Origin of the sequence: Pseudoalteromonas galatheae (assembly GCF_005886105.2) — a bacterium.
Classification (GTDB): Bacteria; Pseudomonadota; Gammaproteobacteria; order Enterobacterales; family Alteromonadaceae; genus Pseudoalteromonas; species Pseudoalteromonas galatheae.
Map to the genome: position 1 here is coordinate 1,143,971 of NZ_PNCO02000002.1, position 13,435 is coordinate 1,157,405.

A 13,435-nucleotide genomic window follows, 5' to 3' on the forward strand; every position below is an offset into this window, starting at 1 on the left:
TAAATAAAAAGGATTATAACACTTTTAATCGAACGCTTAAGTCTTGAATACTGGCTTTATCTTAAAGGCATATCAACCCTTTTATTTGCTTCGTTTAAGAGTTTACTTATCAATCAGTCAACTGGTACGATGAGGTTAGTGTTCAAAGAATAAAAACAAAGAAATGATAGAGCAAAAATCACTATTAGTAGATATAGCAGATGGACATAAACTCCATCTCAGATATATAGCAAAACCGGATAGTAGCGGCCCCGCTGTGTTTTTTATGCATGGTGCGGTTGAAAATGGCAAAATTTTTTATACTGAAAGTAATAAAGGGCTAGCGCCTTTTTTAGCTGAACACGGCTATCGCTGTTTTGTTGGTGATCTTCGTGGGCGAGGAGAGAGCATACCTAAAATCGACGCTGAAGCGGATTATGGTCAAACTGAATCAATCTTGCACGAAATCCCTGAAATGCTGAATTTTATCGAACGATATACCGGATCTAGAGCACAATATTGGATTGCGCATTCTTGGGGAGGGGTATTGATGAATAGTGTTTTTGCACGCTTTCCTGAAGAAATTCCGCATGTTAAAGCATGTGTTTATTTTGGCTCTAAGCGTAGTTTACATAACAATCACCCGAGCAAATTACTGAAAGCAAACCTGATATGGTTTAACGTTGCGCACTATTATTCGAAAAAGCATGGGTACTTACCTGCGAAGAGGCTCGGTTGGGGAAGTGATGATGAGTCTTTAAAATCACATGCTCAAAGCGCTGACTGGGCACAGAAGCACCCATGGATTGACTCCGATGACGGTTTTAATTACGCCGAGGTATTACAAGACATGACGTTGCCTCCAATCTTGCACATTGCGGGCGTTAAAGATAAAGCACTGGCACAACCTGTTGATATTCAAGCGTTCATTCGTGAATCAGGAAAGGGGATACAAGAACTCAGAATTTATGGAAAAAGTCACGGCCATCGGCACAATTATGGGCACATAGACATGTTAACCCATAAACATGCACGCGATGATCAGTTTAAAGATTTACTGGCGTGGTTTGATCGCTTTGCGGTTGAGCAATCATCTTCTCAATAAACGCTTCATATCGCTGCCACTTTTCGAGAGGCTGCGTGCTGATTGGCTTTCTGACCTGAGCCTTACTTAACGTATGCACCGGCTTTTTAGATTTGTGAAACTCCAAGCATTCTGGTTCGTATTTTTGATATAGAAAGCTCAAGCATTGCTTGATGGTCTTTTCGGGTTCAGCGATAAGTTGTTCGTAACTGAGCGTAAAAATATCTCTTTTCATAAACTGGTTAAAATGTGACATCAAGTCACTTTGCGCTTGCGCATACAAGGCAAATTCACTTAAAGAGCAGAAGTAGGGCTCGCTTTCGGCGAAATGATTACTATAGACCGACCACGCTGTCGCATTGAGGTTGCGAGTTAAATGAATAATTCGTGCCTCAGGGAATAGTTTGTGGATTAAGCCCAGATTTTGAAAATTAGCTGGAAGTTTATTGATCACCACTTCTTCCGACACCCGATGCCGCTTTATCTCGTCGACATAGAGTAAGCGGCAATGATCTAACATGGAGTTACTTAGTTGGTCTAAACAAGCTGGGAACTCTGCATTATTACGTTTAAAGAGGTAAGGGACAATTTTATCGCTGATCACGGTATTCTCACCTAGTGTGCCAACATGTGAATGTTGCACTAGCATTTGCTCTAAGAGAGTCGAACCTGTTCTCGGTAAACCAACAATAAAAACAGGTGTAAATGTTGTCTTAACCCTATCACTAGGTTTATCAAAAAATGCTTTACCACAATGTTGTTTGATTGATTCAAAAAAAGGCAGCATGTCTACAGTACGAAACTCGCTCATCAGCAGCTGTGTATCATTCGCTAAGGCATAGTTATCTTGAGCTGCATTATAGTTACCTAATTGTTCATGACACTTAGCAAGAGCATAGTGGACCACTGCTTTTAGCCTCGGTGCTTCAAACTCATTTTCCAGTTTCTCTAAAATCGCTAAATATGTAGGTAATTCTTTGGCTGAGGACATTTGTACCAGTTCGTACAGCATAAATGCTGTCACGGTACTATGAGGACAATCTAACCCCGCCTTAAAGACGTTTTTAGCTTGTTCAATAAAGCCATAGTCCAGATAAAATTGACCGAGTTGGTAATGGGCTTGAGCATTATGTTTTGCCACGCTTAAGGTGTATTCAAGTACGGTTTTTGCGTCAACAGGTGAACCAACGGCTAAAAACGCATCGGCCAAGGCGAAGAGCGGTTCAAGCATTTTTGGTAAATGTTCGCAGGCTCTTTTTAAATAGTAGATTGCGTTATCATATTGCTCTAAACGCATGCATATGCGGCCTAAACCAAATAGAGCAGGACCGTTGTTAGGTGACTGTTTTAGTACAGACTTGTACATAAACTCAGCTTCTCTAAGCTTATTTTCGGCCAATAATTCGTTGGCTCGCTTTAATAACAACATTTTCGTATTCAGAGTTAACTACTTTGTTATATAGGATAAAAATAAAAAGGCGAAATAGCTAATGCTAGTTCGCCTTTGTTTCTGGGTTACAGTAAAAGTTAGAACGTATAGGTTGCTTTTACATAGTAGAAACCACCATTAATACCGTATGGTGAAGTCTCGTAGTATTTGCCACCCCAGTTGTTATTTGGGATACCTGTAGCGTCAAAGAAGTCTAGTTCTTCAGCATCTTGGTCAAAGATATTATTTGCACCAACAGATAGACTGATTGAATCTGTTGCATAGTAAGTAAGCTCTGCATCAAATGTGATTGTTGCACTTGCTGTTTTAGCTGTTGCATCATAATCTACGTGGACACCTTGGTATTCACCAAAGTAGTTCATACGCACAAAACCTGAGAAGCTATCCCATTGCTGAGCCCAAGTTAATGTACCTCTGTGCTTAGGTAAGTCGTTTTCTAGACGAGATACCTTGAAGTCACCTGTAATCGCAGAGAAGCGATCAACTTCGGTTTCATTCCAGTTGTATGCTGCACTAAATGTCGCATAACCACCCAGCATATCCATAGAGTAGTTACCAACTAAGTCGATACCTTGAGTCGTGGTATCGAAGTCATTAGTAAAGAAGCTCACCTGTGCTAAGTTGTCAACGTTCGGAACACCCGCCGCTTTAAGGGCATCTTTGTCAGCTTGGTCTAACTCTATCTTCTCTGACTGGCTTAGGCGGTCAGTTACTTCAATGTTGTAGTAATCTAACGTAATAAATAAGTCGCCAGAACGATATACTGCGCCTAATGTGTAACTTTCAGATTCCTCCGGTTGAAGTTCCGTGCCGCCCAGTTGTAACGAAATTGGGTTTGTTGGTGGTAATAGCGCAGAGTCTACAAGTACACCACTACTTAAGTTTGTTTGTACGTTAGATACGTTAGCTTGACCTACTGTGGGTGCACGGAAGCCGGTACTGATTGAACCACGAACTGAGAAGTCCTCTGTAACGTGGTACTGGCCCGTGATCTTAAAGTTAGTAGTCGAGCCAAATGAATCATAGTCTTCATAACGCAGCGCCCAGCCCATCATGAAGTCTTCAGTAAATGGCGTTTCAATATCCACATAAGCGGCATAGTTACGGCGAGTGTACTCTCCTGCTGCAGAAGGTTTAAATCCAGGAAAACCGTTCGAACCAATACCAAAGCCTTGCTCTGTTAGCGGCCCTGCAATAAATGACGCTTCATCACCCGAAAGTACTTCAAATGTTTCTTCATGCCACTCAAGACCTGCAGCAACGTTTACATCGTAAGCAAGATCAAAGTCGTAACCTTTCGATACATCAAAATTAAAGTTCTTTTCTAGCTGAATATACTTACCTGGACTAAAGTCCATCGGAGTATCTGGACCTAATGAGGCATTCACCGTGTTAGTAATAAAATATCTAGATTCGTTGCGGCCAACAGAGCCACTCAAATCCCAATAGGCTCCCTCTAAGAAGCCATCTTTAAATTCACCTCTCACACCCATAGTTAAAGATGTATCTGTTATATTACCACCGAAGTTTGGTGTAAATCCTGCTGGAAGGATTTGGTTAAATGCAAAACAGTTGGCAGCATCCAACTGCCCTAATGCCGTTGGATCTGGCAATCCATTCGCTTGAAGTTCGACTACTGGACAGTCTAATTGTGCATCAAGGCCACCATCTAACGCACCTACTAACACTGTTGGTGTTGCCGCATCCCACAATTTTTGCTGTGCTTCGTCTGTTGCACTCCTTCTCATCGGTACGCCATTAACGAGTCTGATTGTACCGCCATAAACTCCGGGGCGAGTGGTTGGGTTTCGATAATAGAACCCACCTTTTACATCCCGTTCTGAGTAGTTACCGAACATGTAGAAGTGGGCGTTATCTGTAACGTCTACACCAACATTACCAAAAATACTGATGTCGTCTTTGATTTCGGGTGCACCCCAAATTTGTGCTGGATCTGCAACGCCTTCTAAGCCAGCTCCCGCAAATGCTGCTGCATCAGGACGCTGAACACTGCGGCTAGTTGCATCGGCCTCTTTATATTGAAAGCTTAGGTTAGCAAAGCCATCATCCGTAAATGGTAGACCCACGTTACCTTCGATAACCGTTGTATCGCCGTCACCTTCGTAGTATTCACCTTGACGAATAGAGAACGAGCCCCCTTCGCTTGCGTCTTTTAGTACAAAGTTCATTACACCCGCGATAGCATCTGAACCGTACTGCGCGGCAGCACCGTCGCGAAGTACCTCCACTTGTTTAAGCGCGATACTAGGGATCACTGAAATATCAGGACCTTGAGCACCATCGTTAATCCCACCGCCTAAAAAGGCAATAACCGACGAACGGTGGCGACGCTTACCGTTTAACAAAATCAGCGTACTATCCGCAGGCAATCCGCGTAAGTTAGCTGGTCTTACTAAAGTCGCTGCATCACTGATAGGGTTCGCGTGTACGTTCAAAGACGGTACAGAACCTTTCAGTAGCTCGAGCATGTCAGAACCTGCCGCCTTTGACATATCTTCTGCACCGATGATGTCGATAGGGACCGGTGACTCACCCACAGAGCGAGGTGCAGCCCGAGAGCCAACTACGGCGATTTTTTCGATTTTTTCATCTGACTTTGCTTGATTGGCTTCTTCAGCCATTACGGTCGTGGTAAGAAGTGACGTAGTTGCTGCAGAAGCGAGCGCGAAGCGAATTGCACGGCGCAGCGTGTTACTTTTTAGTTTCATCCTGTTTCCCCAGTTGATTGTTGTTGTCATACCAATAAAAAGGTCATTTATAATATTTTTACCTTTAATACACATATAATTTAATTTGCAGTGTGTTGGCAAGCGCTTTTTTAAAATTAGCAGCGATTTTTAAAACTGCAACTTTCTTAATAACTTTTTGTTTAAGCTAAGAAGAGTTGCAGAAATTGAATGGTAAGTTATTGTTGAAAGTGAAATTTTGAGCCGTTTAACTACTTTTCAAGACAAACACCCAGTAGCTTAAAATTTATCGTTTCAAAACTTAGCGAGTTTCGTGAAGTTTCATTATTCAGTTTTTGTAGATTAATTGAACAATCCTGAACGGCTAGTCTTTGCGTGTATGATTATTGTACATCTTTGTATGGTAACTGAGGTCGATTTTGCTCTAATTCATTATTTTGCACACTTTACGTATAACTTTGCTGGCTAGAATGGGTAATTTGTACCATTGGCTAATAGCTAAAGTGCTGATAATTTTGATAGACTCTAGTCAACACTATATTTGAGTTCACTAATGAAGCTGATCAAAGTTGTCCATAAGGCACCGATGCGCGTTGCTCGGATCAGTAAACGCAGACAGCAAATGAGGTTGCGTAGGGCGATGATTGCGCTTAAATGCGCACTAGAGCAAGAGAAACAAGAAACTAAAGAGATGCTTGAAATCTACAAGCGATATACCTTGGGGCGAGCGCAGAAGTCTGAGCTCAAAACGGCGAATGCCCAGCTTGTGGATATTCTTAAAGGGCTTGGACTTGGTGTGTTTGCGGTTTTACCTTTTGCCCCCATTACTATTCCGATCATCGTTAAGGTTGGTCAATTAGTAGGTGTAGATGTGTTGCCTAGCTCATTCAATTTGAAAAAAAAGCCGACAAAAACCAAGGAACAGTGAATTTTCTTTTTAGCCTTGGTAATCTAAGTACGAACATAATAAATTTGAGGCCTACATGAACAATCTACTCGTTCAATCTGCTATGGGTACACCCATTTCAATCTTCTCCGCTGCAGAATTAGCGTCATGGCAAGCGCAGCAGTCAAACACGATACAGCTTTTCGTGAAAACCGCACAATTTCAATCACAAAAAACCATTCTTATTCCGAATGCTGAATCTGGGGAAGTAGAACGAGTTATTGTGATTTCAGAAGAAGATGACTTTTGGTTATTGGGCGATCTTGCAAAGCAGCTTCCAAAAGGCACTTATTTTATTGATACTGCTTCTGAGCAAGTTGAAAACCACGCGATTGCGTTTTTACTGGGTGCGTATCAATTCTCTGCGTATAAAGAATTACCGGCGGTTGAAGCAAAACTTGCTATCAAAGATATTAAGACATATTCCAAGGTAAAAGCGTCTGTGGAGTCTATTTATCTTGCACGAGACCTTGTAAACACACCTGCGGCCGATATGATGCCTCAGCACATGGCTGAAGTAATGGATGAACTTGCCGAGCAATATGGCGCATCATTTGAGCAAATCATTGGTGATGAGTTGTTAGAACAAAACTACCCAACGATCCACATGGTAGGCCGTGCGAGTGACAATGCTCCGCGTTTGCTTGATTTACGTTGGGGTGATGAAAACCACGCAAAACTTACTTTAGTTGGTAAAGGCGTATGTTTTGACTCTGGTGGTCTGGACTTAAAACCTGCGTCTGGAATGCGTAATATGAAAAAAGACATGGGTGGAGCGGCTCATGTTATTGCGCTGGCCAACATGATTATGGCGGCAAAACTGCCTGTTAGATTACGCGTACTTATTCCTGCGGTAGAAAATGCGGTGTCTCGCAATGCCTTTAGGCCAGGTGATGTGATCAAAACACGTAAAGGTATTACGGTTGAAATTGACAATACCGATGCCGAAGGACGCTTGGTTTTATGTGACGCATTGGCCGAAGCACAAACTGAAGCGCCAGAGTTATTGATAGATTTTGCGACCTTGACCGGTGCATGTCGCATTGCCCTTGGTACTGAACTTCCTGGTTTTTATTCTACAGATCAAGCTATTTCGTCTGAGCTAATGGAAATTGGTCTGGGTAATGCGGATCCTATCTGGCAATTGCCTTTGTTTGCTCAATATAAGGCACTGTTCAAGAGCGATATCGCCGATATTGCCAACTGTGGTTCGACGCCGTTTGGTGGCTCAATAACAGCTGCACTTTATCTAAAAGAATTTGTTGAGCCTGCCACGACACCTTGGCTACATTTTGATGTGATGGCTTGGAACGTAAGAGCGTTACCGGGAAGACCTGTTGGTGGTGAGGCATTGGGTCTTAGAACCGTGTTTAGTTATCTTGAGAAAAAGTTCAGCTAGTCGCAAAGTCTAAAATCTATAAAAAGCCCAGCTATGTCAGCTGGGCTTTTAGTTTGTCTAATAACCGAATTGGTATAATTAATTTTAGATTAGTTTTACTGCTTTTCAGGAATGTTCTCTAAGATCCCTTTCATTTGCTGCCAATATAGACCAACGCTTGAAATTTCTACTTTTTCCTCAGGAGAGTGTGGAAATTTGATCGTTGGACCAAAAGAAATCATATCCATGTTCGGGTAAGGCTTTTTGAACAAACCACATTCAAGACCTGCATGAATAACCATAATATGTGGTTTTTCACCGTAGATTGATTCATACATATCACGGAAAATAGCTAATACTTCTGAGCTTGGATCAGGCTTCCAGCCTGGGTAAGCACCACTAAATTCAATGTCAGCTTGCGTCAGCTCAGCCAGTGAGCGCAGCATACCCTCGACATCACTGCGACCAGAATCAATTAATGAACGGATCAGACATAGGACTTCTAGAGTGTTATCTGTAGTAGAAATTACGCCCATATTAAGTGAGGTTTCAACAACACCTGGAATATCGTCGCTCATGCGTACAACACCATTAGGGCAAGCGTTAAGAAGCGCTAAGACTTTGCTTTGGGAAGCTTGGCTCATTGGCAATGTGCTAGTTGTTGAAGTGCTGAGTGCAAACGTGATCCCAGTTTCTATGGCACATAATTCTTGCTTAATGATAGTTTCATAAGCTTCAATCAGCGCTTGGAACTCGCTTATTTGCGCTTCATCAAAACTAATGAGTGCGTATGCTTCGCGCGGAATTGCATTGCGTAGGGAGCCGCCTCTGATCTCGATAAGTCTTAGATCAAAGTCTGCGATATGGTGCTTTAGGAATCTTGCGAGCAATTTATTGGCGTTGGCACGGCCGGTGTGAATGTCGACGCCAGAGTGTCCGCCACGTAAGCCTTTTAGAGACAGCTCAAAGATTTGATGGTGTTTGGGTAACACTTCTCGCGCGAGTTGTAGAGTTAAGGATGCATCTACACCACCTGCGCAACCCATGTAGATCTCGCCTTCTTGCTCGGAATCGGTGTTGAGCAGGATTTCACCTTCTAACCAGCCAGATTGCAAACCAAACGCGCCGCTCATACCTGCTTCTTCATCAACGGTTAGTAACACCTCAAGTGGACCATGCTTAATATCGTCAGCGTCTAATACGGCTAAACATGATGCCATGCCGATACCATTGTCTGCACCTAGCGTAGTACCAGTTGCGGTTACCCAGCCATTATCAACATACGGCTTGATTGGATCGGTAACGAAGTTGTGTGCTGTATCGTCATTCTTTTGTGGCACCATATCAATGTGCGCTTGCAATACAACGGGCTTACGATTTTCCATACCACTTGTCGCAGGCTTTTTGATGAACACATTACCAGTTTCATCACGACGTACGTCTAAATTTTTGCTTTTAGCCCAGTCAACAATAAAGTTTGCTAGTGCTTCTTCGTGTTTTGAAGGGTGGGGAATGGCACAAATTTGGTCAAAAAACTTCCAAATTGCTTGTGGTTCTAATTGACTGATCTCGGTATGCGCTTTGAGCACAGTAGACTCCTTGGATGAGCGATAATAATATTGCAATATTACCACCCACCCAAGGGCAAAATCGAGCAATTAACTCTAAGTTTCAGTACTTAGGGAGAATAGCCTACTTATTGAGCTTTACTTGCAGCGACTGCTGGTGCTACTAATTCAAGGCCGGTTTTATTGCAATCTGGTAAACGCGCATCCGACTTTGTGATTGGAGTCGTTCTTTCTCCCCACTTTAAATAGCTGGCAGCCCAAGTTAAGCCCGCGCCAAATGCCGCAGACATAATATTAGCGTGTGGTTTAATCATGCCATTTTCTACAGCTTCACACAGTGCAATTGCAATTGTAGCAGCAGAGGTATTACCGTATTTGTCGATATTAACCATGACTTTATCATCTGCAATTTCTAGGCGATTTTGAATAGCTTGAATGATGCGGAGGTTAGCCTGATGAGGGATAAGTACATCTATGTCGTTTAGTGATAACTGTGCTTGGCTGAGTACGTCATCACATGCGTCACTCATACCTTTTACAGCACGCTTAAATATTTCACGTCCTTCAAAAGACAGAGCAGAAGGCCCAGTGCCGGCGCAGCGGTCCATATCAGTACCATAGTTTGGAATGTGCAATATACTTCTATCTGTGCTATCACAGCCAGTCTTAGTGCCTAAGAGCCCGGTTGGCTCGTCACTTGCTTCAAGCACGACTGCACCTGCACCATCGCCAAATAATACTGCGCTGTCACGCTTTGCCCAGTTTACATACCAGATCATACGTTCCGCAGCGACAACAACTGCTCTTTTAATCATACCTGCTTGGATCTGTGCAGTAGCATTTTGTAATGCATACAAAAAGCCCGAACACGCTGCATTCGTATCACACGCCGCAGCACCAACAGCACCAATATTTTTTTGTACTAAAGAAGCTGTATTCGCTACCATAGTTGACGGTGTACAGGTTGCGAGTAGAACAAGGTCAATATCTTTACCCTCAAGTCCTGCACATGCCAATGCGTGTTGACTTGCTACCGTTGCAAGTTCAGCAGTGCTAACATGGCTAACGCGTCTAGATCTGATACCTGTTCTCGTATTTATCCATTCATCATTGGTGTCAACAATAGTACTAATTTCATCATTACTGATGCTCGCTGGTGGAATACACTTTCCCCAGCCGGTGATTTTTGCATAAACCATAGTGTCTCTTAATCTAATCCGACCAGTTGGCCAATTTTTCATTTATACCAAATCCTTCACAGTATTGCCATAAAAGCGAAGCTATGGTGTGTATTGGTGCAATATAACTGACCTCGATCACACCTATTTTTGTTAGATTAGGTATAATCTTTTCATCTTAGCTCAGACCCGTTCATTTTCATGAAAATTGCTTTTTCTCCCAATTCTGCATTGGGCCAACTGTTGTTGTTACGGTCAGTGGCAATCGTTATCCAAATTGTGATGCTTGCCATAGCCGCTGTCGTATTTGGTAAACAATTTGATTTTGTTGCGGTGGTGGGAGTGGTGGCTGCGGAGTCGGCATTTCAGCTGTTAAGTATTTACGCCTATCGTAACACAAAAGAAGCAGCGCCCATTGGCATGACAATGCAATTGTTGGCGGACATTTTGTTTCTTACTATTTTATTAGATCTGACCGGCGGAGCGACCAATGCGTTCGTGTCTTTGTTGGTACTGCCAACCGTTATTGCAGCAGTAACGATCCCAACTATCAACATGTTGATGGTGTCGGCTGGGGCGATTGGCGCTTACCTTTATCTTTATATAAAAATGTCTCATGAACATGTTCATCATATGGACATGAGCACTCATTTGCTCGGTATGTTAGTTAACTTTACTTTCACTATCATAGTTGTTGTTACCGTGGTGAGCATATTGGTAAAGCAAAATCGAAAAAAAGAGCGGGCGATCGCCTTGCTAAGAGAGCAGCAGTTACAGCAAGAGCAATTAATCGCATTAGGCAGTGCGGCCGCACAAGCGACCCATCAACTCGCCACGCCAATCGCACACTTGGCTCTATTACACGAAGAGCTGGATGAGTCGTACCCAAAAGAGCCCTGTGTTCAAGAAATGTCAGAACCTCTTGGGAAATGTAAGGAGCAGCTTAATGTCTTTAGAGAATTCACTGAGTATTTAAAGTCAGCGTCTAAACAACTGATAACCATAAAGCATTTTGCTGAGCAGTTAAAAGAATTGACGAATTTACAATTTCCACAGCAGCATTTTCGATTCGATATCACTAATGTTCAAGGGGCGCTTTGCGATGATCCTATGTTGATGCCTTCGATTTTAAATCTTATTAGTAACGGTGTGCGAGCAAATGAGCAAGCAAAACAAACTGACATCGACGTGATATTTACCTCACAACTGACAGAACATGTGATCACCATACTTGATAGAGGGGAGGGGATCGCAAAAGAAAAGCTAGCGCAATTGGGCCATAATGTCGTGAGCAGCGAATCAGGACTTGGTATGGCGGTGCTGCTCAGTCATGCGACAATTGAACGGCTTGGTGGACACCTAATAATTGAAAGCGATGTGAGCTTTGGGACAAAATGTACGATTAAACTACCAAGGGTAAGTGATGAAGTTACTGCTTGTAGAAGATGATGTGCCTTATGCACAGACATTGATAAGGCGCTTGGAAAAACAAGCATTTAGTGTTGAACATGTTACTTCCATTGAAGATATGCAGGTGGCGTGTAAACAAGAGGTTTTCGGCTACATATTATTGGATATGAAACTTGGCGAGGCCAACTCAATAAACTTCATAACACAAATCAAGCAGCTCAATGCAAATGCTCGCATTGTATTATTAACGGGTTATGCCAGTATTGCGACTGCGGTTGAGGCGATAAAATTGGGCGCTGACGACTATTTAACTAAACCTGCAAGCACCAGCTTGATAGTACAAACGCTATTGGGAGAGAAAGGCCAAGAAATTGTTGAAGAAGTCATGTCTCCAGAACGACTAGAGTGGGAACATATTCAGCAAGTTTTAAAGGCAAATGAAGGTAATATCTCTGAAACCGCGCGGCAACTTAACATGCACAGAAGAACACTGCAGAGGAAATTACAAAAGAAACCTGTTTATAAGTAAGTTTTCACTTATACTCATTATTAAATAAAATGAAATATGCTGAGTTAGTCGATGATACTTTCATTTGAAGCATTAAACCTTTGGGCAATTATTCTCGCCGCTTTGTCTTCCTTTATGTTAGGTGGTATTTGGTATTCTCCCATGCTGTTTCAAAAAGCGTGGATGGAGGGGTGTGGATTGACAGAGCTTGACTTACAAGCGAGCGATCCGAAGATGACTTTTGGTGTTGCATTTCTGCTGTCTTTGCTATCCGCTGTGTTTATGGCGGTGATGCTTGATCTATCGCTCTCTTTGCTTGCGGCTACGGGAGTTGGACTTGGTGTAGGGATCTTTTTCGTCGCCTGTTCATTAGGAATAAGCTATATATTTGAGCAACGCCCGATGAAACTGTTTTTAGTCAATGGTGGCTATCACGTGTTACAGTTTACGCTCATTGCATTTATACTAAAGATCATGAGTTAATTCGGTATGGCAAAACCCAATAAAAAAGGCCCAGTTAGAACTGTTGATATTTATTGTTCTGGGTGTCGCCATCAGCTCTTTAAGTATCGTAAGGGGGGTAAGGGTAGCCTAGTTAAATGTTTCAAAGAACGGATCACCCAAGACTTTACGACCAACCAAATAAACTGCCCCAATTGTGAGCAAGAATTTGCCCGTGATACGCTAGTGAGAGGTGCGCCAGCACTGAAAATAATCGGTGGCAAGGTAACCTTCAAGTAACGATTACTTCAATTTTCATAGCTCACCTTCTGCTGTTATCAGACAAATGTCCTGTATTGAATTTTCCAATTTGTTACTATCTCGCCGTTTGGCTTTGCTGTTTCAATGAATGAAAATGACCCTTCCCATGGAGCTGGGCCAGCCTATTGGGTCTTGCAAAATGGAAAAAACATGATCGATTTAATGTTCGATATCATCGGTATGACAGGCACTTTTTTGGTCGTTGGTGCATTTTTTATGCTACAGCTGGAAAAGGCATCTCCCGATAGTTTAACGTACAACTTAATGAACTTAAGTGGTGCGATCCTGCTACTGATTAGTCTTTGTTATAACTTTAACCTCGCAAGCTTTGTGATTGAGCTATTTTGGATCGCTGCGTCGTTAATTGGCTTATTTAAATATTTCAAAGCGAAAAAGTTGGCATCAGCTTAAGGTGTAAAAGAAAAGCCTAATCAAAAACTTGCGTAGTGGCTAGGAGCAAGTAT

The 13,435-nt window shown here is 42.5% G+C and carries 12 protein-coding genes; 8 read left to right on the forward strand and 4 right to left on the reverse strand.

From position 1 onward, the window contains the following. The first annotated feature begins 163 nt into the window (after positions 1 to 163). Positions 164 to 1,084 (forward strand): alpha/beta fold hydrolase, encoded by a 921-nt coding sequence (locus CWC29_RS22885; RefSeq protein WP_128725810.1) that lies wholly within the window; start codon positions 164 to 166, stop codon positions 1,082 to 1,084. On the opposite strand, the gene CWC29_RS22890 is transcribed toward CWC29_RS22885, so the two are convergent. Beyond that, positions 1,026 to 2,492 (reverse strand): tetratricopeptide repeat-containing sulfotransferase family protein, encoded by a 1,467-nt coding sequence (locus tag CWC29_RS22890; RefSeq protein WP_128725809.1) that lies wholly within the window; start codon positions 2,490 to 2,492, stop codon positions 1,026 to 1,028. The two genes, CWC29_RS22885 and CWC29_RS22890, sit on opposite strands and share 59 nt — an antisense overlap. Positions 2,493 to 2,590: 98 nt before the next feature. Further along, on the reverse strand, positions 2,591 to 5,242 hold the full coding sequence (locus CWC29_RS22895) for a TonB-dependent receptor plug domain-containing protein (protein ID WP_128725808.1): 2,652 nt from the start codon (positions 5,240 to 5,242) through the stop codon (positions 2,591 to 2,593). 532 nt (positions 5,243 to 5,774) lie between these two features. Here CWC29_RS22895 and CWC29_RS22900 point away from each other — a divergent pair. Together CWC29_RS22900 and CWC29_RS22905 are read left to right on the forward strand one after the other, a co-directional pair. Then, positions 5,775 to 6,149 (forward strand): hypothetical protein, encoded by a 375-nt coding sequence (locus tag CWC29_RS22900; protein ID WP_128725807.1) that lies wholly within the window; start codon positions 5,775 to 5,777, stop codon positions 6,147 to 6,149. Between the two features lie 55 nt (positions 6,150 to 6,204). Further along, positions 6,205 to 7,566 (forward strand): leucyl aminopeptidase family protein, encoded by a 1,362-nt coding sequence (locus CWC29_RS22905; protein ID WP_138521755.1) that lies wholly within the window; start codon positions 6,205 to 6,207, stop codon positions 7,564 to 7,566. Between the two features lie 95 nt (positions 7,567 to 7,661). On the opposite strand, the gene CWC29_RS22910 is transcribed toward CWC29_RS22905, so the two are convergent. Beyond that, entirely contained in the window at positions 7,662 to 9,134 is a 1,473-nt protein-coding gene (locus tag CWC29_RS22910; protein WP_138521753.1) for an aminoacyl-histidine dipeptidase, read from the reverse strand. 107 nt (positions 9,135 to 9,241) lie between these two features. Next, positions 9,242 to 10,312 (reverse strand): ketoacyl-ACP synthase III, encoded by a 1,071-nt coding sequence (locus CWC29_RS22915; RefSeq protein ID WP_138521832.1) that lies wholly within the window; start codon positions 10,310 to 10,312, stop codon positions 9,242 to 9,244. Between the two features lie 180 nt (positions 10,313 to 10,492). Here CWC29_RS22915 and CWC29_RS22920 point away from each other — a divergent pair, with 180 nt between their 5' ends. The 5 genes from CWC29_RS22920 to CWC29_RS22940 all read left to right on the forward strand — a co-directional run bounded on the left by CWC29_RS22920 (position 10,493) and on the right by CWC29_RS22940 (position 13,382). Then, a complete protein-coding gene (locus CWC29_RS22920) occupies positions 10,493 to 11,740 on the forward strand; it encodes a sensor histidine kinase (protein ID WP_128725804.1) in 1,248 nt (415 codons plus the stop codon). Beyond that, a complete protein-coding gene (locus CWC29_RS22925) occupies positions 11,715 to 12,230 on the forward strand; it encodes a response regulator transcription factor (protein ID WP_128725803.1) in 516 nt (171 codons plus the stop codon). The genes CWC29_RS22920 and CWC29_RS22925 overlap by 26 nt, the downstream gene beginning before the upstream one ends. A gap of 51 nt (positions 12,231 to 12,281) precedes the next feature. Continuing rightward, positions 12,282 to 12,692, forward strand: a complete 411-nt coding sequence (locus CWC29_RS22930; RefSeq protein ID WP_128725802.1) for a DUF1761 domain-containing protein — start codon at positions 12,282 to 12,284, stop codon at positions 12,690 to 12,692. 6 nt (positions 12,693 to 12,698) lie between these two features. Beyond that, on the forward strand, positions 12,699 to 12,950 hold the full coding sequence (locus tag CWC29_RS23900) for a hypothetical protein (RefSeq protein WP_128725801.1): 252 nt from the start codon (positions 12,699 to 12,701) through the stop codon (positions 12,948 to 12,950). A gap of 171 nt (positions 12,951 to 13,121) precedes the next feature. Next, on the forward strand, positions 13,122 to 13,382 hold the full coding sequence (locus CWC29_RS22940) for a CBU_0592 family membrane protein (protein WP_128725800.1): 261 nt from the start codon (positions 13,122 to 13,124) through the stop codon (positions 13,380 to 13,382). Positions 13,383 to 13,435 lie beyond the last annotated feature (53 nt).